General features: G+C 70.5%; 25 protein-coding genes. 10 read left to right on the top strand and 15 right to left on the bottom strand.

The window, feature by feature from the left end; translation table 11 throughout:
- The first annotated feature begins 203 nt into the window (after nt 1-203).
- The 3 genes from BJP65_RS09390 to BJP65_RS09380 all read left to right on the top strand — a co-directional run bounded on the left by BJP65_RS09390 (nt 204) and on the right by BJP65_RS09380 (nt 2926).
- Nucleotides 204-977, top strand: a complete 774-nt coding sequence (locus BJP65_RS09390; protein WP_070408964.1) for an ABC transporter ATP-binding protein — start codon at nt 204-206, stop codon at nt 975-977.
- Nucleotides 974-2302 (top strand): FtsX-like permease family protein, encoded by a 1329-nt coding sequence (locus BJP65_RS09385; protein ID WP_070408963.1) that lies wholly within the window; start codon nt 974-976, stop codon nt 2300-2302. Before BJP65_RS09390 ends, BJP65_RS09385 begins: the two co-directional genes overlap by 4 nt.
- A 216-nt stretch (nt 2303-2518) precedes the next feature.
- Nucleotides 2519-2926 carry an NUDIX domain-containing protein gene (locus BJP65_RS09380; protein WP_070408962.1) on the top strand — a complete coding sequence of 136 codons (408 nt, stop codon included), beginning with the start codon at nt 2519-2521 and terminating at the stop codon, nt 2924-2926.
- A 317-nt stretch (nt 2927-3243) separates the two neighbouring features.
- On the opposite strand, the gene BJP65_RS09375 is transcribed toward BJP65_RS09380, so the two are convergent.
- From BJP65_RS09375 to BJP65_RS09370, 3 genes are all read right to left on the bottom strand, one after another.
- Nucleotides 3244-4734, bottom strand: a complete 1491-nt coding sequence (locus tag BJP65_RS09375) for an SDR family NAD(P)-dependent oxidoreductase (RefSeq protein ID WP_374754285.1) — start codon at nt 4732-4734, stop codon at nt 3244-3246.
- A 156-nt stretch (nt 4735-4890) separates the two neighbouring features.
- Nucleotides 4891-5049 carry a hypothetical protein gene (locus BJP65_RS16580; RefSeq protein WP_156458665.1) on the bottom strand — a complete coding sequence of 53 codons (159 nt, stop codon included), beginning with the start codon at nt 5047-5049 and terminating at the stop codon, nt 4891-4893.
- A gap of 9 nt (nt 5050-5058) precedes the next feature.
- Nucleotides 5059-6243 (bottom strand): acyltransferase, encoded by a 1185-nt coding sequence (locus BJP65_RS09370; protein WP_070408961.1) that lies wholly within the window; start codon nt 6241-6243, stop codon nt 5059-5061.
- A 260-nt stretch (nt 6244-6503) separates the two neighbouring features.
- Between BJP65_RS09370 and BJP65_RS09365 the strand changes: the two genes are divergently transcribed.
- Together BJP65_RS09365 and BJP65_RS09360 are read left to right on the top strand one after the other, a co-directional pair.
- Nucleotides 6504-8345 (top strand): long-chain fatty acid--CoA ligase, encoded by a 1842-nt coding sequence (locus tag BJP65_RS09365; protein WP_070408960.1) that lies wholly within the window; start codon nt 6504-6506, stop codon nt 8343-8345.
- Nucleotides 8342-9280: a DUF1295 domain-containing protein gene (locus BJP65_RS09360; RefSeq protein ID WP_070408959.1), complete on the top strand. Its 939-nt coding sequence runs from the start codon at nt 8342-8344 to the stop codon at nt 9278-9280. Before BJP65_RS09365 ends, BJP65_RS09360 begins: the two co-directional genes overlap by 4 nt.
- 12 nt (nt 9281-9292) lie before the next feature.
- On the opposite strand, the gene BJP65_RS09355 is transcribed toward BJP65_RS09360, so the two are convergent.
- The 8 genes from BJP65_RS09355 to BJP65_RS09325 form a co-directional block, all read right to left on the bottom strand.
- Complete coding sequence (locus BJP65_RS09355; protein WP_070408958.1) at nt 9293-9952, bottom strand: HEAT repeat domain-containing protein; 660 nt, start codon at nt 9950-9952, stop codon at nt 9293-9295.
- A gap of 188 nt (nt 9953-10140) precedes the next feature.
- Nucleotides 10141-11298 carry a GTPase family protein gene (locus tag BJP65_RS09350; protein WP_055832444.1) on the bottom strand — a complete coding sequence of 386 codons (1158 nt, stop codon included), beginning with the start codon at nt 11296-11298 and terminating at the stop codon, nt 10141-10143.
- 196 nt (nt 11299-11494) lie between these two features.
- Nucleotides 11495-12142 carry a pyridoxamine 5'-phosphate oxidase gene (gene pdxH / locus BJP65_RS09345; protein ID WP_070408957.1) on the bottom strand — a complete coding sequence of 216 codons (648 nt, stop codon included), beginning with the start codon at nt 12140-12142 and terminating at the stop codon, nt 11495-11497.
- A gap of 111 nt (nt 12143-12253) precedes the next feature.
- The gene (locus BJP65_RS16575) at nt 12254-12406 is read right to left on the bottom strand and encodes a PLDc N-terminal domain-containing protein (protein ID WP_156784863.1); all 153 of its coding nucleotides are present in this window, start codon (nt 12404-12406) and stop codon (nt 12254-12256) included.
- Complete coding sequence (locus BJP65_RS09340) at nt 12406-13149, bottom strand: hypothetical protein (protein ID WP_156784862.1); 744 nt, start codon at nt 13147-13149, stop codon at nt 12406-12408. The genes BJP65_RS16575 and BJP65_RS09340 overlap by 1 nt, the downstream gene beginning before the upstream one ends.
- Nucleotides 13146-13466, bottom strand: a complete 321-nt coding sequence (locus BJP65_RS09335; RefSeq protein WP_070408955.1) for a hypothetical protein — start codon at nt 13464-13466, stop codon at nt 13146-13148. The genes BJP65_RS09340 and BJP65_RS09335 overlap by 4 nt, the downstream gene beginning before the upstream one ends.
- The gene (locus BJP65_RS09330) at nt 13466-13975 is read right to left on the bottom strand and encodes a hypothetical protein (RefSeq protein WP_156784861.1); all 510 of its coding nucleotides are present in this window, start codon (nt 13973-13975) and stop codon (nt 13466-13468) included. Before BJP65_RS09330 ends, BJP65_RS09335 begins: the two co-directional genes overlap by 1 nt.
- Nucleotides 13966-14274 (bottom strand): WXG100 family type VII secretion target, encoded by a 309-nt coding sequence (locus BJP65_RS09325; RefSeq protein WP_070408953.1) that lies wholly within the window; start codon nt 14272-14274, stop codon nt 13966-13968. The genes BJP65_RS09330 and BJP65_RS09325 overlap by 10 nt, the downstream gene beginning before the upstream one ends.
- Before the next feature lie 312 nt (nt 14275-14586).
- Here BJP65_RS09325 and BJP65_RS09320 point away from each other — a divergent pair, with 312 nt between their 5' ends.
- Nucleotides 14587-15663 (top strand): alkene reductase, encoded by a 1077-nt coding sequence (locus tag BJP65_RS09320; RefSeq protein WP_070408952.1) that lies wholly within the window; start codon nt 14587-14589, stop codon nt 15661-15663.
- 89 nt (nt 15664-15752) lie between these two features.
- On the opposite strand, the gene BJP65_RS09315 is transcribed toward BJP65_RS09320, so the two are convergent.
- From BJP65_RS09315 to BJP65_RS09300, 4 genes are read right to left on the bottom strand one after another with little or no spacing between them, the layout of a single operon-like run.
- Nucleotides 15753-16379, bottom strand: coding sequence for a hypothetical protein (locus BJP65_RS09315; RefSeq protein ID WP_070408951.1), 627 nt, complete (start codon nt 16377-16379; stop codon nt 15753-15755).
- A complete protein-coding gene (locus tag BJP65_RS09310) occupies nt 16376-17392 on the bottom strand; it encodes a tripartite tricarboxylate transporter substrate binding protein (RefSeq protein WP_070408950.1) in 1017 nt (338 codons plus the stop codon). Before BJP65_RS09310 ends, BJP65_RS09315 begins: the two co-directional genes overlap by 4 nt.
- 46 nt (nt 17393-17438) lie before the next feature.
- Entirely contained in the window at nt 17439-18962 is a 1524-nt protein-coding gene (locus tag BJP65_RS09305; protein WP_070408949.1) for a tripartite tricarboxylate transporter permease, read from the bottom strand.
- A 1-nt stretch (nt 18963) separates the two neighbouring features.
- Complete coding sequence (locus tag BJP65_RS09300) at nt 18964-19593, bottom strand: tripartite tricarboxylate transporter TctB family protein (protein ID WP_181015914.1); 630 nt, start codon at nt 19591-19593, stop codon at nt 18964-18966.
- A gap of 147 nt (nt 19594-19740) precedes the next feature.
- On the opposite strand from BJP65_RS09300, the gene BJP65_RS09295 reads away from it, so the two are divergent.
- The 4 genes from BJP65_RS09295 to BJP65_RS09280 all read left to right on the top strand — a co-directional run bounded on the left by BJP65_RS09295 (nt 19741) and on the right by BJP65_RS09280 (nt 23691).
- Nucleotides 19741-20580 carry a MurR/RpiR family transcriptional regulator gene (locus BJP65_RS09295; protein ID WP_055935068.1) on the top strand — a complete coding sequence of 280 codons (840 nt, stop codon included), beginning with the start codon at nt 19741-19743 and terminating at the stop codon, nt 20578-20580.
- On the top strand, nt 20577-21764 hold the full coding sequence (locus BJP65_RS09290; protein WP_070408947.1) for an MFS transporter: 1188 nt from the start codon (nt 20577-20579) through the stop codon (nt 21762-21764). The genes BJP65_RS09295 and BJP65_RS09290 overlap by 4 nt, the downstream gene beginning before the upstream one ends.
- Before the next feature lie 299 nt (nt 21765-22063).
- Nucleotides 22064-22369: a helix-turn-helix domain-containing protein gene (locus tag BJP65_RS09285; protein WP_083285792.1), complete on the top strand. Its 306-nt coding sequence runs from the start codon at nt 22064-22066 to the stop codon at nt 22367-22369.
- Nucleotides 22366-23691 (top strand): type II toxin-antitoxin system HipA family toxin, encoded by a 1326-nt coding sequence (locus BJP65_RS09280; RefSeq protein ID WP_181015913.1) that lies wholly within the window; start codon nt 22366-22368, stop codon nt 23689-23691. Before BJP65_RS09285 ends, BJP65_RS09280 begins: the two co-directional genes overlap by 4 nt.
- Nucleotides 23692-23938: the final 247 nt, after the last annotated feature.

Genomic DNA, 23938 nt, shown 5'->3' with positions numbered 1-23938 from the left:
CACCTGTGCGGACCTCGGGGCCGCTCGACGTCGAGACGCCCGGGCCCCACGGGTCCCTGCCACGGTCGACGCCGACGGGAACCTCGTCTCGGCTCGGTCATCGAGCGCTACGAGGCGACCGGGCCCGCGAATCGTCCTCGCGACCGACCCGGATACCTCCCCCGACGGACGACCCACCCGCCCCCTCTCGCTGGAATGGAAACATGACTTCCTCCCCCGTCCTCACCGCCACCGGCCTCGTCAAGCGCTACGGAGAGCTGCGCGCCCTCGACGACGTGTCGCTGACCATCCGCGGCGGCGAGTCCGTCGCCGTCATGGGCGCTTCGGGCTCGGGCAAGACGACGCTGCTGCACTGCCTCGCGGCCGTGATCGCCCCCGACTCCGGCTCCGTCGTACTCAGCGCCCCCGGCGTCGAAGCCCGCGAACTCGTCGGACTCGGCGAGGGCGAGCGCGCCCGCGTGCGCCGCGAGTCGCTGGGCTTCGTCTTCCAGGAGCACCTGCTGCTGCCCGAGCTCACCGCCGTCGAGAACGCCGCCCTGCCGCTGCTGCTGAAGGGCCTGCGCCGTCCGGATGCCGAACGTCATGCCGCCGGCTGGCTCGCCGCCCTGGGACTCGCCGGAATGGAGGACCGCCGCATCGGCCAGCTCTCGGGCGGCCAAGCGCAGCGCGTGGCGATCGCCCGCGCGCAGGTCACGGGTGCCCCGGTGGTCTTCGCCGACGAGCCCACGGGCGCGCTCGACTCGACGACCTCGGCCGAGGTGCTGACCGCGCTGCTGCACGCGACGACCGGGCAGGGGCGCACGCTCGTGATGGTCACGCACGACGCCGACGTGGCCCGCCGCTGCTCGCGGATCGTGCAGGTACGCGACGGGCGCATCGTCGCGGACTCGGCGACGGAGGCCACGGCGCCGGGCGCCGGTTCCGCCACCGCGACGCTTCCGGGTGCCGCATCGCTCTCGACGGGTCTCGACCGATGAGCGCCGTCGTCCCCCTCACCCGCCTGCTGTCGCGTCCCGCCCGGCAGGGTCGCGCGGCGATCGCCCTGCCCGTCGTGGCGTTCGCCGTCACCACCGCGTTGCTGCTGGTGGTCGCCGGGGGCGCGCGCATGTTCCTCGTCGACCCGCGCACGGCGGACGAGGGCGGCTTCTACGGCATCCTGGCCGTGCTCGCCCTGGTGCTGCTGGCCGTCCCCCTCGTCACGCTGGGAGCCGCGGCCGCGCGCCTGACCAGCCGCCGGCGCAACGACCGTCTCGCGACCCTGCGGCTGCTCGGCGCGAGCGGACGTGAGCTGTGGTCGCTGACGGTGCTCGAGGCGACGGTCATCGCCGCGGCAGGAGCCGTCGCCGGTGTCGTCCTCTACGGTGCGCTTCTGCCGCTGGTGGGTCTGCTGCCGTTCTTCGGCGGGCCCGTGGGCATCGCCGCCGTCGCCGTCGACCCGCTGCTCGGCGCCGCCGTGCTCACCGCGGTCGTGCTGATCGGCGCGGTGAGCGCGGCGGCGAGCCTGCGCCGCGTGACCGTGACCCCGCTGGGGGTGCGCACCCGCAGCGAGGCCCCGCCGAAGAAGACTGCGGCGTTCGTCACCGGCGGCATCCTGATCGTGGGCGTCGTGGCGCTGGTGTCGAACTTCAGCGTCGTGGGCGAGCTGGTCGGTCCCGCCGTGAGCGTCGCCGTGCTGCTCGCCCTGTTCGCGGGAGCGCTGGGTCTGCTCAATCTCATCGGCGCCCCGATCATCGCCGCCCGCGGGCGCGCGATGGCCCGCCGCGCCCGCACTGCCGCCCAGCTCGTCGCGGGCCGCGAGCTCGCCGCGCACGCCGGCCCCGCGTGGCGCCGGGTGTCGGGCATGGCCCTCGTGTCGTTCATCGCCGTCGTCGCGGGCTCCGGTCTGGCGATCGCCGACGTCGCGTCCGAGGCCGGGCCCCTCATGGCCGACATCCGCACCGGGGTGCTCGTCACCCTCGGCATCGCCTTCGTGCTGCTCGCCTGCGCGGTCGGCGTCACCCAGGCGGCGTCGGTACTCGAGGAGCGCGAGCTGATCGTGGGGCTCGACCGCCTCGGCATCCCCGATGCCGAGCTCCGCCGCGCCCGCCGCCTGACGGTGATGGTGCCGCTGCGCTGGGCCGCCGTCGGAGGCGCGTCCCTCGGCCTGATGCTGGCCGCGCCCGTCGTCGGGATCAGCCTGCTCGTCGCCCCGCTCGCGGTGCTGACGATCGTGCTCACCTTCGCCGCCGGGTTCGCCCTGGTCGCCGCCGCCCTGGCGTCGACGCGGCCGATCGTGAATGGGATCCGCCGCAGCGCGGCGTGACGGGGGGGGGTGCGGGCGGGCGCAGTGCAGCTGCGGGGGCGCGCGGGTGGGGCTGCGGCGGCGTGGGTCGTGAGCGTATCGGCGCGAGCGGCTCGTTCGCACCTCGCCCACACGCCGTCGAGTGTCCAAGACACTCCGCACCCACCCCACGCGCAGCGGCATGTCCTGGACACTCGACGATCCTTCCCGCGCCCGGGTGAGTGCTACCGTGCCGGAGTGATCCCGGATGCCACTCCCCCGCGCCGTATCCACGTCTCGGCCGCGGTCATCACCGACGCCGATGGCCGCTTGCTCGTCGTGCGCAAGGCCGGCACGACGGCGTTCATGCAGCCCGGCGGCAAGCCCGACCCCGGCGAGACGCCGGCCGAGACGCTCGCCCGCGAGCTGGCTGAAGAGATCGGCGTGCGCGTCTCGCCCGACACGCTCGAGCCGCTCGGCTCCTTCACCGCGAGCGCCGCGAACGAGCCGGGCTTCGAGGTCGTGGCCGAGGTGTTCCGCGTCGACATCGGCGACCAGCAGCCGGTCCCGGATGCCGAGATCGCCGAACTCCGCTGGGTCACCGCCGCAACGGCATCCGGGCTCGAGATCGCCCCCCTCGCCCGCGAGTTCTTCCTGCCCGCCTGAGCGCCCGCGCGCGGTCCAACCGCCGTTGAGTGTCCAAGACGCGCCGCAGAGCCTCGCGCCCGCACGGCGTGTCCTGGACACTCAACACCGGGGCACGGCGCGACAGCGCAGCGCGGCGCACCAACAACGCGCGCGACGCGACAGCGTCACACCCCCGCGGGCGGTCCAACCACCGTTCAGTGTCCAAGACACGCCGCAAAGCCGCCCGCCCGCACGGCGTGTTCCGGACACTCAACACCGCGCACCGCCGCACAGCACCCCGCCAGCACGGCGTGTCCTGCACACTCACGCGCGCGGAACGCGACCCGCGGCCGACCTCACCACGAGCTCTTGCGGTAATCCTTCAAGAAGATGCCGAACAGGTCCTCGCCGGCCTCGCCGCGCACGATCGGGTCGTACACACGGGCGGCGCCGTCGACGAGGTCGAGCGGGGCGTGGAAGCCCTCCTCGGCGAGTCGCACCTTGGTGAAGTGCGGGCGCTCGTCGGTGATCCAGCCGGTGTCGACGGCCGTCATGAGGATGCGGTCGCTCTCGAACATCTCGCGCGCGCTCGTGCGGGTGAGCATGTTCAGCGCGGCCTTGGCCATGTTGGTGTGCGGGTGGCCGGGGCCCTTGTATCCGCGGCCGAACACGCCCTCCATCGCCGAGACGTTGACGATGTACTTGCGCTCAGCGGTCGAGGCGGCCATGGCCGGGCGCAGGCGGCTGACGAGCAGGAACGGCGCGGTCATGTTGGCCAGCTGCACCTCGAGCATCTCGAGCGGCTCGACCTGGTCGACGTGCTGCGTCCAGCTGTTGATGCGGTCCTCGTCGGGCACGAGGCCGCCCGCGTCGATCGCGGTGCCCGCGGCCAGACGGTCGAGCGACGAGGAGCCCGCGGCCATCGCCTCGGCGGTGAGCTCGTCGGCGGTGCGGGCGGCGGCCGCGAGGATCGGATGCGACGACACCGACTGCGCGAGCGCGAGCGGGTGGGCATCGTTGGTGTGGCCGAAGGTGAGCAGCTCGGGCAGCGGGCCATCGGGAAGCGGTGCCAGTTCGGCATCCACCAGGGGTTTGTATGCCCCCGGCGAGCGCCGCACGGTCTGCGCGGCGTTGTTGATGAGGATGTCGAGCGGACCCGCGGATGCCACGGACTCGGCGAGTCCGATCACCTGGGCGGGGTCGCGCAGGTCGATGCCGACGACCTTGAGCCGGTGGATCCAGTCGGCGCTGTCGGGCAGCGACGAGAAGCGCCGCACCGCATCGCGCGGGAAGCGCGTGGTGATGGTCGTGTGCGCGCCGTCGCGCAGCAGGCGCAGCGCGATGTACATGCCGATCTTCGCGCGACCGCCGGTGAGCAGCGCGCGCTTGCCGGTGAGGTCGGTGCGGGCGTCGCGCTTGGCGTGGCTCATGGCCGCGCAGTCGGGGCAGAGCTGGTGGTAGAACGCGTCGACGAGGGTGTAGTCCTCTTTGCAGATGTAGCAGGCGCGCGCCTTGATCAGCTCGCCCGCGAACGGTGTGGTCGCGCGGGTCGCCAGCGGAATGCCGCGCGTCTCGTCGTCGATGCGGTCGGCGGCCCCCGTCGCGGTCGCGGCCACGACCGCGCGGTCGGCATCGGCGATGCGCTGACGCTTCTCACGGCGCGACTGGCGCTTGACGTCTTTGTAGAGCTTTCCGGTCTGGCGGCGCAGGGCGATGTACGCGGGGTCTTCGGGGTCGAGGGATGCGGCGGCGTCAATGACGCGCAGCGCGATCTCGAGCTCGGTCGGATCGATGGATGCCGCGGCCCCGGCGTCGAGGGCCGAGTCGGTCGCCACGTCGCGCGGCACGTCGCGGGGCGCGTCGTGAGGGGCGTCGAGGTCGGGGTTCGAGGGCGTTTCGGGCACAGGGAAGTGTACCGAGGCGTTGCTGAACGGCGAATGGGCCGGATGCGGCAGCGGAACGGATCAGCCTGTTCCGGTGGCGCGCCCGTTCCGGTGACGCGGCTAGGGCTTCCCGCCGTCGATCCACCGCGTGTGCGCCTTCAGCGCGGCGAGCACGGCGAGGCGCACCACCACGTACAGCGCTGCGCCGACCACCACGAGACCGAGGCCCCAGGTGAGCAACAGGATGAGCAGGTGGGCACCGCCGACGGCCGAGAACATCCGGCGATGCTACCGGCGGGCGTCGGCCGTCGCCAGGGTCGCGGTCGAGCGAGCCGTCGCGCGTGCCCGATCGCGGCGCAGCAGCCACCGCTGCGCGGGGACCTCGACCGCCTTGTGCAGCACCCACGCGATCGCCAGGGCGATTCCGAACGCGGCGAGCGCGAGCAGCACCGCGCGCCGCCACGGCAGCTGCGGATGCCCGTCGGGCCAGGCCGACGACACCGACGCGATCACGAGCAGGTGCACGAGGTAGAACGCGAACGAGATGCGACCGAGTTCCTGCCAGAGCGGCCGGGCCAGGAACGTCGAGTTCGACCGGGCGTCGGCGTCGGCGAGCGAGGCGACGAGCAGGGCGAAGAAGCCGACGGTCGCGGCGAGGCCGGGGTGCACGTCGGTGCCGGGAAGGGTCGGGGCCTCTGACAGCGCGTATCCGGCGAGGGCGAGCGGCACCGCGAGCGCGAGGCGCACGGGACGCCAGTCGCTGTTCTTCATCAGCAACGCCAGACTCACGCCGATGACGAACTCGGGCATACGCAGCAGCGGTGTCGATGCGGCCGACAGGGGCACGGGCGACACCGCGGCGATCTGGGGCATGAGGGCCACGAGGACCAGGGATGCCACGACCACCACCACGAGGGTGCGGTTCGACGCGCGCACGAGGGGGCGGATCAGGAACGGGAAGCTCAGGTAGAAGAACGCCTCGCACACCAGCGACCAGCTCGCGGGGTTGCCCGCCTGCCACCAGTCGGGCACCCAGCCGTTGACGAGGAGGACGTTGGCGACGACGGGCGCCGCGCCATCGGCGCGGATCTCGGGCACCAGTGTCGCCGCGGCGACCAGCGCGAGCCCGACGCCGACGAGGTGCAGGGGATAGACGCGGGCGAAACGGTGCCACCAGAACGACCGCGCCGACTGCTGCGGCTTGTAGCCCCACGCCAGCACGAAGCCCGAGAGGATGAAGAACAGCGTCACCCCGGTCTTGCCGGCCTCGAACAGCACGCCCCAGACGACCCCGGCGTTCCCGCCGAAGTACTCGACCGCCATGATGTGGTGGCCGAAGATCAGCATCGCGGTCGCCCAGCGCAGCCCCGTGAGCGACGGCAGGGTGCGCACGTGCGAGAGGGGGCCGGGGGCGGCCTCGGCCGCGGCGCGCTGCACGGTCGGCGCGGAGGCGGTCATCGTGCTGATGGTCATCGCCTCCGTCTCGTGTTCGATCGCGACCCCACGCTCTCGACGACACCAGAGGAGTCGACCTGAGCACGTGCAGTCGCGCAGACCGGATGAGACGGTACTCCCCCGCCTTGAGGAGATGCCTGAAAAGGTCGGGGCTTGACGGGGGGACCCCTCCCTTCCTCCCCTCCCTCGCACGCAGTACCCATCCGATTCACGCACTCCTCCGAACACTGATCGGCGGCCCGTCGCTCCGAAGGCCGCGCACTCGCACCGGAGGACACATGCTCGAGACGACCACGCCTGCCTTGGCCCGCCTGGATGCGTTCGCCAACGTGACCGACCTGCTCGCGCGTCGAGCGGCCGAGGCTCCCGAGCACGTGGCCTTCGAGGTGCCCACCGACGACGCCTCGTCGTGGCGCTCGGTGACGACCGCCGCGTTCCTCGACGACGTGCGCAGTCTCGCCAAGGGAATGATGGGTGCCGGCCTCACCGCGGGCGACACGGTCGCCATCATGGCTCCGACTCGCTACGAGTGGGCCGTCGCCGATCTCGCGACCTGGTTCGCCGGTGGCGTCGTCGTTCCGGTCTACGACTCCTCGTCGGCATCGCAGGTCGATGCGATCGTGCACGATGCCGGCGTGCGCCTGGCCGTCGCCGGGTCGCGCGCGCACGCCGACCTGCTGGACGCGGCGCTCGCGCAGGCGGGGACCGACGCGCTCGGCACCTGGACGATGCGGGGAGTCGATGGCATCCCCTCGCTCGACGACCTCGTCGCGCTCGGCGCGCACGTCTCCGACGCCGAGCTCGAGAGCCGGCGCACGCTCGCGGGGCACGACGACCCCGCGACGATCGTCTACACCTCGGGTACGACGGGCGAGCCGAAGGGCGCCGTGCTCACGCACGCGAACTTCCTCGGGCAGGTGCTCAACATCGCCGCGGCCTACCGCGAGGTGGTCACCCCGACGGGCAACACGATCATCTTCCTTCCGCTCGCGCACGTGCTCGCCCGCGGCCTGCAGTTGATCTGCATCGCCAGCGGCATGCGCATCGCGCACCTCTCCGACCCGGCGAAGGTCGTGCCCGCCCTGGCGGTGCTGCGCCCGACGTTCCTCGTCGTCGTGCCGCGCGTGCTGCAGAAGATCCAGGCTGCCGCCGCCGACAAGGCGGCCGCGAAGGGTCTGGGCCGGGTCTGGGCGCGCGCCGTGTCGACGGCCGTCGCCCGCGGACGCTTCGCCGAGAAGCAGGATGCCGGCCATCGCCGCCGCGTTCCCCTCGGCCTCCGCGTGCGCGCCGCCGTCTTCGACGCCCTCTTCTACTCGCGGCTGCGCGCGGTGATGGGCGGACGCGTCGGCTACATCCTGTCGGGCGGGGCGACCCTCGACGGCATCCTGTCGCTGTTCTTCCGCGGGATCGGGGTTCCGGTCATCGAGGGCTACGGGCTCACCGAGACCACCGCGCCGCTGACGGGCAACCTGCCCGGACGCATCGTCTCGGGCACGGTCGGGCTTCCGCTGCCCGGCTCGACGGTGCGCATCAGCGCCGAGGGCGAGGTGCTCGCCCGCGGGGTGGGCGTGTTCGCCGGGTACCGCGACCCCCGCCACGACGCCGACGCCTTCGTCGACGGCTTCTTCCGCACGGGAGACCTGGGCCGCATCGACGACGGGGGGCGCCTGATCCTCGAAGGCCGCCTGAAGGACGTCATCGTCACCTCGAACGGCAAGACCGTGGTCCCCGCCCGCTGGGAGGGCGCCGTCGAGGCGAGCCCACTCGTGCAGCACGCCGTGATGGTCGGCGAGGGCAAGCCCTACCTCTCGGCCCTGCTCATCCTCGACCCCGAGCAGTCCGCCACGTGGGCCGCCGCGAACGGCGCGGTGCTCGAGCCCGGCTCACCGGGAGAACTCCGCGCGATCGACGAGCCGCTCCTGTGCGCGCACCTGCAGTCCACCGTCGACGCCGCCAACGCCCTCGTCGCGCGCAGCGAGCAGGTGCGCCGGTTCACCCTCGTGCTCGCCGACCTCGACGACCGCGAGCTCGTCACCCCCACGCTCAAGATCAAGCGCCGCGAGGTGCTGCATCGCGCCGCCGACACGATCGACACCCTGTACCGAGGAGCCGCATCATGACCGCACCCGTTCCCCCCACCACCAACGGGTCCGCCGACACGCAGAACCGCAAGGCCATCGTCGCCGTCGTCGTGGCCCTCGCCATCGGCGCCGGGGTCGCCGTAGCCGGCAGCCATCGCGGCGCGCAGGTCGGTGGCATCCCGGTGTTCGCCCTCGCGGTGGCCGCGGCCTTCGTCATCCAGTTCCTCGTCTTCGTGCCCTCGGCGCTTCGCCGCACCGAGCGGTTCTTCGACCTCACCGGCAGCCTGACGTTCATCTCGGTGTCCGTCGCGCTGGCGTTCCTCGCGCCCGCGCAGGATGCCCGCGGATGGATCCTCGCCGCCATGGTGGTGCTGTGGGCCGCGCGCCTGGGGTCGTTCCTGTTCGCGCGCGTGCACCGCTCAGGCTCCGACGGACGGTTCGACGAGATCAAGACGAAGCCGCTTCGTTTCTTCCAGGTGTGGTGCATCCAGGGCCTGTGGGTCGCTCTCACCGCCTCGGCCGCGTGGATCGCGATGAGCGCGGATGCCACCGACCGGGCGCCCCTCGACGGTTTCGCCGTGGCGGGCATCGTGGTCTGGCTGCTCGGAATGGTGCTCGAGGTGGTCGCCGACCTGCAGAAGCAGGCGTTCCGCGCCGACCCGGCGAACAAGGGCGAGTTCATCCGCACGGGCCTGTGGTCGCGTTCGCGACACCCCAACTACTTCGGCGAGATCCTCGTGTGGGTCGGCGTCTTCCTCGTCGCGGTGCCGGTGCTGCAGGGGTGGCAGTGGATCGCGGTCCTCTCGCCGCTCTTCGTCATCCTTCTGCTCACCCGGGTCAGCGGCATCCCGTTGCTCGAGAAGCGCGCCGACGAGCGCTGGGGCGACCGCGCCGACTACCGCGCGTACCGTGACGGCACGCCCGTGCTGATTCCTTCGCTCACCGCGCCGTCGGCGAAGGCGGCGCGGCGGTAAGTCCTGGAGGCGTCACTCCTCCGCGGGCAGCGCCCGCTGCGCGACCACCCGCCGCGCTTCGACGACGGCCTCGGCGAACTCGGTGTCGGGGTCGTCCATGACGATCGCCGTGGCCCGCGCGTGGGCGCTCACGACGTCGTAGGGCGACGCGGCCGCGCGCGCGACGGCCGCCTCGGCCCGGAATCCGATGGCGGCGAACGCGCGGCTGAGGCTGCGCTGCGTGTCATGGTCGCCGCGCCCGAACTGGGTCGACAGTTCGTCGGCGAGGCTCTCGTGCTCGCCGTCGGGAACGAGCCCGGATGCCGTTCGCCACGCCGCCCGCGCCACCTCAGGGTGCCGATCGCGCAGCACCGCCGGGGTGATCGCCGTGAACGCCGCGGGGTCGCCGATCTTCGACAGCGTGTGCAGCGCTTGGCTGCGCGCCTGGGGGACCTCGGATGCCACTTCGGGAAGCAGCGCCGGCACGGTGCGGGCCGGGTCGTGCCGCGTGAGCGCCCAGGTCAGCATGTCGCGCACGAAGAAGTCGGGCTCGACCGCGCACCGGGCCACCAGCTCGGCGACGTAACTGTCGTCGGGTCGCGTTCCCGCGGCGAGCGCGGACTGCAGGCGCGCGGACGCATCGGGGTGTTCGAGGGCGGCGCGGAGGCGGTCGGCGGGGGTTTCGTCGGTCATGGTGCCTCCCAGCGTTTCACGCGGCGGGGGCGCGGGGGTCGGGAGGCTTGGTCGATTGCGGTGCGGGGAGCCGTGACCAGCGGAGGGGATGGGGCCACGGGAGGACGCCTCAACGGCATCCGCCCTCCGCTCGTCCCTCGCCCTCCGCCCTTCCCGGGCTCGATCGTGCGACCCCGACGCCGGACGCGCTACTTCTTCAGCACCCGCCGCTCGATCAGCTTCCGGGCGACGTCCATGAAGTTCGGCGCGTACTTGGCCCACTCCTGGTCGAGCTTGCGGACGTCGATCTTGCCCGTGTGCAGGAGTTCGCAGATCCTCAGCCAGCTCTCTCCGGTCGCCGCCGTGAGGGCGCCCGCCACCGCCGCATTCACCACGACGCCGGCGCCGGGGATCAGCTTCAGGAAGCTCGTCGCCAGAGCCCGACCCGCCACCTGCACGCCGAACTGGGCGAGGGCTCCGGCCGAGAGCATCGTCTTGACCTCGAGGTCGTAGACCGCGGCGATCCGCCCCATCATCGTGAGCTGGATCGGCGCAAGAGTGAAAGCATCCGAGACAGGAAGCGGAACGGTCGCCGCTCCCGCGGCTGCCGCGGCCGCTGCCGCGATGATCGGGCGAGCCATCTCGCGCTTCCACGGGAGGTTGAGGCGCTGTGCGATGCGAAAGGCGTCCTTGTCACGCTCGGGAGCGAGGGCGAGCGTCTCGGTGACAAGGTCACCGAGGCCGTGCCCCTTCCCCTTCCCGTGCCGGTCGCGCGTAGAGGTGAGGATGACGCGCCGATACGGCACACGTAGGCGTTCGCCGGTCGCGGCATCGGTCGGGTCGTTCAGCCAGTCGACGAAGGCCTCCACGTCTTTGGCCACGCTCTGATGCCCGGTGATCGGGTTCTTGATCCAATCGACCTTGGTGAGCACCAGGATGACGGGAAGTCCACGGGCGTCGAGTTCACGGATCATGGCGATGTCGGCGGGCGTGAGGCGATCGTCGTTGGCCTTCACGCAGTACCAGACGACCGAGATCTGGTGGTCGCCGGAGTGCGCCGCGATCGCGTCGAGGTGGTTTCGGAGTTGCTGATCGGGCGGAATGGGCGATCCGATCTCGAAGCCCTCGACGTCCCAGATGCCGAGGGAGTCGTCGCTGTAGAACTGCACCCCGCGCGTGACCGGGAGCCCTCGTCCGACCTTCGCCCAGTCGCGCCCGAACACGGCGTTGACGAGCGACGACTTGCCCACTCCGGAGGTCCCGACGATCGCGAGATTGAACCGGCCGTAGCGCGACCGCGCCTCTGACGACGCGTCGACGAACGCCTTCTCGTCGATCGCGGGCTTCTTCGCGTCTTTCTTCGCCATTACGCCCCCTCGCTCGTGCATGTCTCGTCAGTGTCGCATTCGACGCGACCCCGGGACCGCCCATGGACATCGGCGCCGCGCGGTGTCCCGAACACGGACGTGGTCGGCGGTGACGGTCAGGCGAGCAGGAAGGGCGCCGTGTGTCCGGGCATGTTCGCGCTCAGGGCTGACCCGCGCTCAGCTCATGAAGGCGTCGTCACGGCTGCCGCCGGTACGCCGCCCACTCCCCCGCCGGGTCGTCGCGTGAGAACACGATGCGGTCGTGCAGTCGCGACGGCCGCCCCTGCCAGAACTCGATCTCGCGCGGCTCCACCCGGTATCCGCCCCAGTGCGGGGGCCGCGGCACGGACTCGTCGTCGGCGAATCGGGCGCCGATCTTGGCCATCTGCTCCTCGAGCGCGGTTCGGGATGCCACCTGCTCCGACTGGTGGCTCGCCCAGGCCGACAGTTGCGAAGCGCGGGGCCGCGAGGCGAAGTACGCGTCGTCACGCTCGGGCGGCAGCGGCGTCGCCGTACCGAGCACGATGACCTGGCGCTGCAACGCGTACCAGGGGAACAGGATCGACACCGAAGGGTTCTCGTGGAGCGCGCGGCCCTTTCGCGATAGGCGGTTGGTGAAGAACCACAGCGCGCCGTCGTCGTCGATGCCACGCAGCAGCACGGTACGCGAGGTGGGTCGGGCCTCGGCATCCACCGTCGAGACCACCATCGCGTTCGGCTCGGGCAGGTCGGCCGCGTCGGCGAGCCAGCGCTCGAAGAGCTCCATGGGCGAGGCGCTCAACGCGCCGTCGTCGAGCGCGTCGAGGGCGTAGTCGAGGCGGTGGGCGAGGGGGTTCTCGGTCATCGCGCGGTCCTCCGGAGCGTGTGCAGGAGGCCCATCGTACGCAGCCACAACGGTGAGGCGGGCCCGACGGCACAGAACGGCCGCGGGCCCCGCCTCACCGAAGCGCCGAGGTCACAGGCCGGCGATGCGGGCCGATCCCACGACGAAGTACACGAGGATTCCGACGAACGCCACGACGAGCACGACCGCACTCCAGAACAGCGCGATGCGCAGACGACGCGTCTGCGGGGATTCGCCCGGCCTGTTCCAGGGGGCGCGCGCCATCACTGGAGCACCGCCGGCCACGCGGGGATGGTCGTTTCGAAAGTCCCGATCACGCCGGCCGTCGTCGCCTTCGTGTCGTCGAAGAGATCCGTCACTTGGTTGTAGAGGGTGATGGCCGAGATGATCATGCCGACGACGCCGATGACACCGACGACGATCGTCTCCCATCCGACAATGAGCAGCACGAGCGAGACGATGAAAGCCAGCACCGCCAGAGTGATGTCGCGCAGGCTCTTGAAGTACGACTCGATTCCGTCGGCGAGATCACGCAGGCTCTGCCCGATCGGAGTCGCGTAGGTGTCGATGTCGCGGACGGCAGCGTCGCGGCCGTCGATCTTGGCGCGGTAGGTCTCGCTGGCCACGCCGTCGTCGTAGTTCGAGGGCAGGGCCGAAGGAATGTTGCCGAGAACCAGTCGATCGGCGAGCTCGCGGGCAGGCGTGACGAACGAGCTGTCGATGGTGTCGGCCGCCGCGCGCAGGTTGTCGGGGCTTCCCACGTACTGCACCTCCATGCGCAGGACGGCGACGACGAGTCTGCCCTCTCGCACGTGGTCTGCAAGAGCCGCTTTGGCCTGGTCGGCGATGGGATTGACCATCGGTCCCGCGACGGGCCAGGTCTTGAGGTAGATGTTCAACAGGTGGTCGATGATGACCGGCCCGTTGGTGCTGATCCAGTCGAGATTCTCATCCGCCTGACGCAGAGAATCTTCGATCTGGTGCTTCATGTCGTCGACAAAACTCATCCGTCGATCTCCGCTTCCAAGGCCGCGATCTCTGCCGCGGACATTCCGTGTGATTCTCCGTAGACGATGGCGGCGCGAAGCAGCTTCTCTTCGAAGCGCAGAAACTCCTCGCTTCCCCCATCGAGGTAGGCGCCCAGTGATTCCTTGGCCGTCTCGTACGCCGCAGCGATCGCGGCGGCATCGAACGGTCCCGAGAAATCCGGGGTGGCGATCGCGGGCCATGCGTTCTTCGCCGTGACCAGACGCTCGCTCGCGTCTTCCCAGACATCCTCGGCGTCGGCGGTCATGACGTCGATGTTGACGACGACATCGCTCATCAGTGCACCATCCCTTCTTGTGCTGCGGCCTGTCGGGCCAGCGTCACGATCGACGCACTCAGATCCTCGGTGGCGCGCGACAGGAGCGCCCCCTCCGACCCGCGAACCTCGACCGGGCGGCCGAGCACCGTGGTCAGCGTCACCGCACCATCGGGACTCGTATGCGTCGCCGATTGTGCACCGGCGCCGCGATCGCGGATCGCTCGAAGTGCGTCGGGGTCACGGATCAGACGCTGCGTGACGGCCGTCGGAACGGGGGCGGTCGCGAGCGCCAAAGTCACCTTGTGCAGGAGCTCGTCGCCCGCGAAAGAGGCGCGCGTCTCGTCGTCGATGTGCACGGCCTCCACCACGCCATCCAGGTCGTAGAAGACCCGCACACCCGGGTCGGGCGATTCGTCGGGAAGTCCCGCCGCGAGGGACGCGCGCAGGCGCTCCCCCGACGCGCGCAGAGACTCGACGCCGGCCCGCAACTGGCCGATCCTCGCCTGGCGATCAGCGCTCAGCTCCACAGCGCAGCCACCTCTGTCCGCGCCGCCAGGTGGTGGTCGACGCTGGAGCCGGCCAATCCACCGGCCCTGCTGAGCAAGCCGCTGAGCCGCTGCATCGACGCGTTCCACTCGACCTGTGCGCGTTGGTAGGCGTCGGACGCCTCTCCCGACCATTCGCCGCTCAGCGCGTCGAGCCGCTCCCCCAGCGACCCGAGCTGACGATCGATGGATGCGACGGACTCCGACAACGACGATTGCAAAGCCCGAACCGACTCGGTGCTCATCGAATAGTTGCCGGCCGTCGTGGACGATGTTGACATGCGTTCCCCCCTAGGCTCATGCCGTGAACGGGAGACAACGCTAGTCCGCAGAATCCCCGGATGCCAGGGGTGAACCCGCGTTCTCATGCGCGTCTCATGAATGCTCCGCGGGTTCGTGTCGGTAGCCCGCGATGCCGCCGCGCGGGGCAGCCCGCCCCGGCTCGATGCCCGCGGAAGAGTGCCCGCCGCGAAGCGGACATCCGTGCGCGTCCGGGTCAACCCACCCCGCTCCTCCTTGCGCCCCCGGTGGAATAGGTCTCCGCCTCCTCCCGTTGAGCAAGCGTGACCTCCTCCCCTCACGAAAGGACTCCCGTGAGCCTGTTCCACCCCACCACCGTCGGCGATGTCGATGTTCGAAACCGCGTGTCGCTCGCCCCGATGACCCGCCTGCGCGCGTCGGCCGACGGCGTTCCCGGCCCGATCGTGGCGAAGTACTACGCACAGCGCGCGGGCATCGGCCTCCTCGTCACCGAGGGCGTCTTCCCGAGCGACGAGTCGCGCGCCTACCCCGGACAGCCCGGCATTGTCACCGACGCCCAGGCCGCCGGCTGGGCCAAGGTGGCAGAGGCCGTACACGCCGAGGGCGGCACCGTCTTCATGCAGCTGATGAACGGCGGACGCGTCACGCACCCCGCCATCACGGGCACCGACCGCATCGTCGCCCCTTCGGCGATCGCGATCCAGGGCGACACGCGCCTGGCCGACGGCACCAAGGTCGCCTACGCCGAGCCGCACGCGCTCGAGACCTCCGAACTCGCCACGGTTCGTGACGAATTCGTCGCCGCCGCCCGTAAGGCCGTGGATGCCGGCTTCGACGGCGTCGAACTGCACGGCGCCAACGGATACCTTCTGCACGAGTTCCTCTCCCCCGCCTCCAACCAGCGCACCGACGAGTACGGCGGGTCGCCCGAGGCCCGCGCCCGCTTCGTCATCGAGGTCGCCGAGGCCGTCGTGGCCGAGATCGGCGCCGGTCGCGTCGGCATCCGCATCTCGCCCGCCCACAACATCCAGGACGTGTGGGAAAAAGACGAGGCTGAGACCCGCGCCACCTACGAAGCGCTCATCGCCGGCCTCGCGCCTCTGGGACTCGCGTACCTGAGCGTGCTGCACGCCGACCCCGCGGGCGAGCTGATCCAGGACCTCCGCCGTGCGTTCGGCGGCACGGTCATCGTCAACACCGGCTTCTCGAGCATCACCACGCGCGACGAGGCCGTCTCGGCCGTCGACGACGGCATTGCCGACCTGGTTGCCGTCGGTCGCCCCGCGATCGCCAACCCCGACCTCGTCACGCGCTGGGAGCAGGGCGCCGACGAGAACGAGGTCGACCAGGCGTCGGTCTACGGCGGCGACGAGCGCGGCTACACGGACTACCCGTTCTTGCAGGGCTGAACCACGTCGAAGGGCCTCGCACGGACGGTGGATGCCGTTCGCGCGAGGCCCTTCGTCATGACCGAGGGTGCGGATGCCCCGGTGAGGACTCAGCCCACCGACGCCCGGATGCTCGCCCGCTTCCGGGCCTCGCTCTCGAGCTTCTGCTCCGCCAGGTCGACGATGGTGTCCAGCTGCGCGCGGGGGATGAACACGACGCCGTCGGCGTCGGCGACCACGACGTCACCCGTGAGCACGGCCACTCCCCCGATGGCGACGGCGCCGCCGATCACCCCGGGGCCGTTCTTGTAGGGACCGGCCGGCGTCACCCCGCGAGCGAAGACGGGGAGGCCCAGCTCGCGAATGGCATCGACGTCGCGCACGCAGCCGTCGACGACGAAGCCCGCCACCCCGAGGCTCCGCGCCCGCTCGGCGATGAGGTCGCCGATCAGCGCTCTGGTGGTGTCGCCGAACCCGTTGAGCACGATGACCTCGCCCGGCTGGACGACGTCGAGCGCCGCGTGGACGATCTGGTTGTCGCCCGCCGCCGTGAGCACGGTGAGCGCCGGACCGACCAGGCGCGCCCCCACCCACGTCGGTGAGATGCCGGCATCCGGAGACCCGAGGCGCTGCATGGAGTCGACGACCGCCGAGGCCGCCAGGGGCGCGAGACGTTCACGCTCGGAGGCGCTGAGGGGGGTGCGCTCGGCGACGGCTGTCGCGACGGCCGAGGTCACTTCGAGACCTGCAGCAGCTCGTCGATGATGGGAGAGATCGTGGCTTCGCGCTCTTCCCACAGCGTCTCGACCTCGGCACCCGGCATCCACGAGGCGACGGTGGCCGCGTTGGTGAGCTTCTCGACGACCGCGGGGTCCTCGGCGGCGACCTTGAGCGCGGCCTCCAGCGAGGAGCGGATGTTCTCGGGCGTCTCGGCCGGCACCGACAGGGTGAAGCGGCTGTTCATCGGCGCCACCTCGTAGCCCGCGCCGGTCAGGGTGGGCACGTCGGGCATGAGCTCGCTCTGCTCGTCTTCTACGATCGCCAGCAGGCGGATGTCGCCGGACTTGTACGGGCCGTAGAAGCTCGAGACCCCGCCGAGAGCGAAGTTCACCTCACCGGACATGACGGCGGCCACCTTGTCAGCACCACTGTTGTAGTGGACGATGTTGAACCCCAGGTCGAGTTCGTTCTCGAGGATGCGCAGGTTGACGTGGTCGTCGCCGGCGCGCGAGTCCGTTCCCGCCGTGACCGTGCCGGGGTCGTCTTCGACGGCGGCGAACAGGTCGTCGATGGTCTTGTAGGGGCTGTTCGCGGCCACGCCGATCACGACCGAGTTGGTGGCGAAGGAACCGACCGGCAGGAAGCTCTCGCGATCGAAGGTGGCGTTCTTCGAGGGGTCGAGGTAGCGACCGAGGATCGACGGGATGTTCGTGTAGCCGAACGTCGTTCCGTCGGGCGCCGAGGTGGCGAGCTTGCTGAGGCCGACGACCTGGCTGCCGCCCTCGAGGTTCACGACCTGGATGTTGGCGTCGAGGGATTCCTGCATGGCCGGCGCGACGATGCGGGCCAGGATGTCGTTGCCGGCACCGGCTGCCGAGGGGACGATCCATTCGATGTCGGTTCCGGCGGCGGGCCAGGCCTCGTCGGCGCCGTTGCCGTTCGAGGTGGTGCCGGCGGCGGACGAGCATCCGACGAGGGCCACGGCAGCGAAGGCTGCGACGGCGGTGAGGGTCAGGGAGCGGGTTCGCATGCTGATTTCTCCTTCTGGTGGGGATGACGGGTGAGCAGGGACAGGACTAGGCGTCGATCCGCGCGCGGGAACGAGACCGCGACCGTGACCGCACGAAGGCGGCGAGGGCGGGGCGGCTGGCTCCGAGCGCGACGGCGAGGGCGCAGACGAGGAGCAGGCCGGTGGCGATCGGGCTGCTCGTGAACACCCCCCAGTCACCGCGCGACAGGGCGAGCGAGCGCTGGAAGTTCTCCTCGAGCATCGGGCCGAGGATGATCGCCAGCACGAGAGGCGTGAGCGGTACGCGCAGCAGGTGGAAGACGTACCCGATCACGCCCGCGGCGACCATGACGAATATCTCGAAGGTGCTGCCGTTGATCGAGTAGGTGCCGAGGAACATGAACGCGAGGATCGCAGCCATCAGGTAGGCGAAGGGCAGGCGGAGCACGGCGATCCAGACGCGCACGAGCGGCACGTTGAGGATCAGCAGGATGACGTTGCCCACCAGGAAGCTGGCGATGATGGCCCAGGCGACTTCGGGGTTGTCGCGGAACAGGAGCGGTCCCGGGATGAGGCCGTTGACGGTGAACGCCCCCGCCATGATCGCGACCGTGGCCGACGTCGGGATGCCGAGGGTGAACAGCGGGATCATCGACGACACCGCGAGGGCGTTGTTGGCGGACTCGGGGCCGGCGACGCCCTCCATGGCGCCGCGGCCGAACTCGGAGCGGTGCTTCTTCGAGAAGCGCTTCTCGGCGGCGTACGAGGCCAGCGAGGTCGCAGCGCCGGGAGACCCGGGGAGCAGGCCCATGAAGAAGCCGATGATCGACCCGCGGAAGAAGGGCTTCCACGAGCGGCGGAAGTCGTCGCGGGTGGGGTAGAGCCGCCCGATCGAGAGGGGCTTGGCGATGCCGCCGGGACCGCGCTGGGCCTGGGCCAGGATCTCGCTGAGCCCGAAGGCGCCCATCACGATCGCGACCAGGCCGATGCCGTCGAACAGCTGCGGCATGTCGAATCCGAAGCGCACGATGCCGACGCCCGGGTCGAGGCCCACCGTCGCGATCGCCAGGCCCACGCCGGCGCTGATGAGCGCCTTGGCGGGGTTGCTGCCCGCGAAGCTCGTGATGAGCAGCAGCCCGAGGAACGACACGAGAAACAGCTCGGGGGCGCCGAACTCCAGCGCGATCCGGGCGAAGGGGGCGACGAGCACGAACCCCACGACACCGACCAGCCCGCCGATGAACGACCCCACCGCCGCGATCACCAGGGCCGGGCCGCCGCGGCCACGCTTGGCGAGCTCGTACCCGTCGAGGGTCGTCGCCACCGACGAGGCTTCGCCGGGGATCCGCAGCAGGACGGCGGTGATCGTGCCGCCGAAGGCCGCGCCGTAGAGGATGGCGGCGAGCATGATGATCGCCGTCGTGGGCGAGAGCCCGAACGTGACCGGGATGAGCAGCGACACGGCTGCTGCGGGCCCGAAGCCGGGCAGCACGCCGACGAGCATGCCGAGCACACAGCCGAGAAGGGCGAAGAGCAGGTTCTCGGGGGTGAGGACCGTGAGGAGTCCTTGGAAGAGTGCGCCGAATTCCATGTCAGAGGCCGATCATGCGGAGCACGGTGATGCTCGAGTGCGGGAGGGCGGTGCCGAGCAGGTCGGCGAAGACGAACCGGCTGATGACGGCGACGCCGACGGCGATGAGAAGCGCGACCCACCAGCGGCGAGCGCTCACGAGCGTCACCACGCAGAAGAGCAGCAGCGTCATGGTGAGGAGGTAGCCGAGCACCGGGAGCAGGATCGCGGAGAGCACGAGCGCCCCCGCCACGATGGCGACGCGAAGCACTCCGCGACGGTCGGGGAGGGCGATGTCGTCGTCTTCCTCGTCGATCCCGTCGACGACGAGCACGCCGATCGCCGTGTCGGTGGGCGGGTCGACGCGGTTGGCCTCGAACGGGGGCCGTGTGTCCGACCGGCTCGCCTCGCGGCGCCGCGCCGTAGCCGCCCCGAGCAGCTGGAGCGCCCAGAGGACAGCGCCGAGCGCGATCGTGGCGCCCGCGACGACCGGGAAGAACCCCGCACCCACCCCGGTCACGTTCGTCAGGCCGTAGCCGAAGCCCGACACCATGACCGCGATGCCGGCGACGGCACCGATCGCCACGACAGACCATTCCAGGTACTGCCGCGCCCTCGTCGAGGACGAGGTCTCCACCACATCAGACGCCATCGTCATCCGCCTCTCTGCGGGTTTCCGTGCTAGGTGTGTGTGCAAGGCGTTCAACGCAACTTGCGCACTTGCACAGGATTGCAGGATGGTCCAGACTTGTCAACAACCGACCCGCTCGATCGGCGTCGTGCCCTCGAAGGAGAGAACATGAGCTTTCGCGCCGTCGCGACTCGCAACACCGCCGCTCTGAGCGCTACGGAGCAGAAGGTCATGACGGTGCTGCTGAGCGCTGCGACGTCGTCGACGACGGCGGCCGACGTGGCGGCCCAGGCCGGCACGCACGAGTCGACCGTGGTGCGCCTCGCGCAGAAGCTGGGCTACCGCGGGTACCCCGACCTGCGCCGCGACTTGCGCGCCGACGAGGTGAACCCCGCGCTCTCGGGTGCACCGATGCGGCAGGAGTCCGGGGCCGACCTCGCGTCGTTCGTCGCGGATGAGCGAGCGGGCCTCGAGCGGCTGTCGGAGTTCGTCCCCCAGTCCGCGATCGACGCGGCTGCCCGCGACATCGCCGGCGCCGGCGTCGTCTACATCTTCGCCAACGGCGACGCCCGATCGCTGCAGGAGCTGCTCGCCCGCCGCTTCCGCCGGCTGGGGATGGTCGTGGTCACCCTCTCGCCCCAGGCGAAAGACCTCGCCGAGCGCTTCGTGCCGTTCGACTCCACCAGCATGCTGATCGGCTTCGCGCTGCGCGAGACCCCGCGCATGCTCCCCGCCCTCATCGCCGAGGCGCAGCGCCGACGCGGACGCAGCCTGCTCATCACCGACGTGCCGGGCGCGCAGTTCCGGCCCGCGCCCGACCACCTGATCGCGGCCCTCCGCAGCGCCGACAGCGAGTACCGCACCCTCTTCGTGCCGATGGCCCTCTGCTACGCGCTCCAGCTCGCGGTCTACCACCTCGACTCCGAGCGGTACCACGCCGTGCGCGAAGACATCGACGGCCTCACCCGCATGCTCGGCGGCACCGACGAGATCCCCCTCCGGCCGTGACCGGCCCCGCCTGGCGGGCGGCACTCAGCACCCAGGCGGCACTGTCGCAGGCCTCGTGGGTCGGCGTCCGGCTGATGGTCGGCTACCGCGCGCTCGAGCTGGGCGGCGATCCGTTGCTGCTCGCCGCGCTCGCGGCATCCTTCGCCGTTCCGACGATCGTCGCGGCGCTTCCCGCGGGCCGGATCTGCGACCGCTTCGGTGGGAGCACCGTCGCCTTCGCCGGGCTCCTCATCGCCTCGATCGGCGCGATAGTCGTACTCACCCTGCCGTCGACCGTGCTGCTGCTGTTCGCCGCGACCCTCACGATCGGCCTGGGACACCTTTGCGTGATGATCGGCCAGCAGACCTTCGTCGCGCACGCGAGTCGCGGAGGCTCGATGGACAGCGGCTTCGGCACCCTCAGCGCCGCGGCATCCATCGGTCAGCTGATCGGTCCCCCGGCCGTCACCGTCGCCGCAACCCTCGCCGCGCGCGAGGAGCCCGACACGACCGCGGGTTTCGCCGTCTGCCTCGCCTTCACGGTGCTCGCCTTGCCGCTGATCCTCTTCCTGCGCCGCGGCGACACGCACCGCCGCACCACCGCCGCGAAGGCCCCGCGCGCGCCGCTCTCGGCGGTGATGAAGGCCCCCGAGCTGTGGCGGGCCCTCGCCGTCAGCGGAGCCGTGCTCGTGACGGTCGACCTGCTCTACACCTTCGTTCCGCTGTGGGCGGTCGAGAAGGGCATCGCTCCGGTCACCGTCGGTCTGCTGCTCGCCCTGCGCGCCGTCGTCTCGGTGGTGAGCCGACTCGGCCTCGCCCGCATCGTCGCGCGATTCGGCCGCCGCACTCTGCTCGTCGTGGCGATGCTCATGGGCGTCGCGAGCCTTGTCGCCCTGCCCTTCGCGAACCAGTGGGGCGCGATCCCCGTGATGATCGCGCTCGGCATCGCCCTCGGCCTCCCCCAGCCCCTGACGATGGCCTGGACGACCGCGATCACCCCGCCCGCGGTGCACGGCGCCGCCCTCGGACTGCGCCTGACCGCCAACCGCGTGCTGCAGGTGCTGATCCCGGTGAGCGTCGGCCTCGTCGCCGGGCCGTTCGGGCTCGTGGCGATCTTCTGGTCGAACGCGGCCGTGCTCGCCGTGGGGGTGGCGATTGTCGCGACGTCGCGTACGAGTGATCGCGATGGGGAGGCTCCCGAGTAGCGGGCGGACGCTACGAGACGGCTGGGTACCGCTGAACGGTGGCGCCCGAGTCGAACTCTCGTCGATCGACAAGCTCGAGTCGCATTTGGTTCCGGATGCCATTGAGCAGGTGCGGCTAGTTGTCGCCCTGCGTGATCGATGTGCATGAACGGAGAGCAGAGGTCGCGAGGTGCGGCGGGCCGGGCCGAATTGTCGTTCCACGGTACGTCCGAATTTGTGCGTGTACGCGTTGACGTACACCTCGCGGCATGTCAGAATTCTCGTACACAACGGGGTCTGACTGAAATCTCGTACATGGCATGAGCAAGGGAGGGCTACCGGTGCTCGTGAACGTCTCGCAGGATTGGGCGAACATCGTCCGCGACCGCCGCTCTGACCTGGGACTCACCCAGGCGGATCTGGCGCGGCGGATCGGCCGCGCCCGCCAGTGGGTGGTCCGGTTCGAGTCCGGTCACGCCGGAAGCGCGAGCGTGGACAGCCTGATGGCGGTGCTCAATGCACTCGATCTGTATGCCGAGGTCGACACGGCGGAAGACGAGACCGACTCGGATCCGATGTTCATGGATGTCGTCGACCCATGGGACGAGCCGAGGGCGCAACCGTGAGGCTCACCGCGTATCTGGACGGGCGCCGCGTCGGCTGGTTCACCCAGCGCGACGGTGGCGACGTCTCGCTGGAATTCGATCCCGCCTGGCAGCGTGACGCCGGCCGCCTCGAACTGTCACTGTCGTTGCCGAAGAGCCGACGCCGACACGAGGGCACCGCGCCCGGCAACTTCCTCTGGAACCTTCTGCCCGACAACGACGACGTGCTAGCACGGTGGGGGCGAACGTTCGGCGTCTCTCCGCGAAACCCGATGGGGTTGCTTGCCAACGTCGGACGGGATGCGGCGGGCGCCGTGCAGCTCATCGACTCGGCTCAGTGGGACGAGCCGGTCCTCGACGGACCGGGCGAGATCGAGTGGGTCGATGACGCGATCATCGCTTCGCATCTGCGCGAACTGCGAGCCGACCCTTCCGCGTGGGTGGCGACAGGGTACGACGGAGGCTACTTCTCGCTCGCCGGAGCACAGTCCAAGTTCACTCTCGTCCGTGGCCCCGACGCCTGGGGATTCGCGACCGGGAGCGCCGCGTCGACGCACATCGTCAAGCCCGGCGTGGCAGGGCTCCGCTGGGGCGATCTGAATGAGCACCTGACGATGCGCGCTGCGCATCACCTGAACATGGATGTCGCACGCAGCCGACTGGTGAACTTCGACGACGAGAGCGCGATTGTGATCGAGCGCTTCGACCGGCATCGCCGCACCGAGCAAGCTGAGGGAACGTCAATCGCCCGCGGGCACCAGGAGGACTTTGCGCAGGCGACGGGCACGCCCCCGACTGCGAAGTATCAGAACGAGGGCGGCCCAGGCATCGCCGCGATCTCACAGCTCATCATCGACAGATTCGGTCCCGCCGGCCCCACGCACGCCCTAGGGTTCTTCGACGCCACGATCTTCAACTGGGTTGCGCTGGGAACCGACGCTCATGCGAAGAACTACGCGTTGCTTTGGCCGGCGGCTCGAACAGGATGGCCTCGCCTTTCGCCTCTCTACGACCTCGGCTCGGCACTGGCGTACCCCGAGATCAACAATCGCAGAGCAAAGCTCGCGATGTCATTCGACGGCCACTATCGCACCTTCGAGATCGAGCCTCGGCATATCGTGCGCGAGGCAAGTGTCTTCCACGGCATCCTGGGGCAAGGAGCCACCGCGGAGTGGGTGTATTCGCGCGCACGGACGTACGTCGATGGGTTGCCCGATGCGCTGAGCCTTGCCGTCGACGAGGCCTCCCTCAGTGGGGAAGAACGACAGTTCGCCGCGACTCTTATCGATCGAGCCCGCGAGCGCACACTGGATCTGCGGCGGCAGCTAGACCGACGGCAGTGACCCGCTCGCCCGCCGCGATTTTTGCGCAGGTCCCCACCATGTGCCCCTGCGGGGCAGACCCGATTCAACCCAGCTTCGCACCCTTCTGGTGGTGGCTGGCGGTGATTCCAGCGAGACGGCAGAGCCGATGGACGCGGTGCGTGGTCAGCTTCGGTCGGATGCCGAGCAGGCCCCTGCGGTGCGGCCCCCGCGCTCGGCCGCCGTCCGGGCGCTACTAGGTCGTTCTTGCCATCGAGTGACCTACACT

The organism is Microbacterium sp. BH-3-3-3 (assembly GCF_001792815.1).
Classification (GTDB): Bacteria; Actinomycetota; Actinomycetes; order Actinomycetales; family Microbacteriaceae; genus Microbacterium.
Note: the sequence above shows the minus strand (reverse complement) of the source record. Positions and strands in the feature narration are given on the sequence as shown.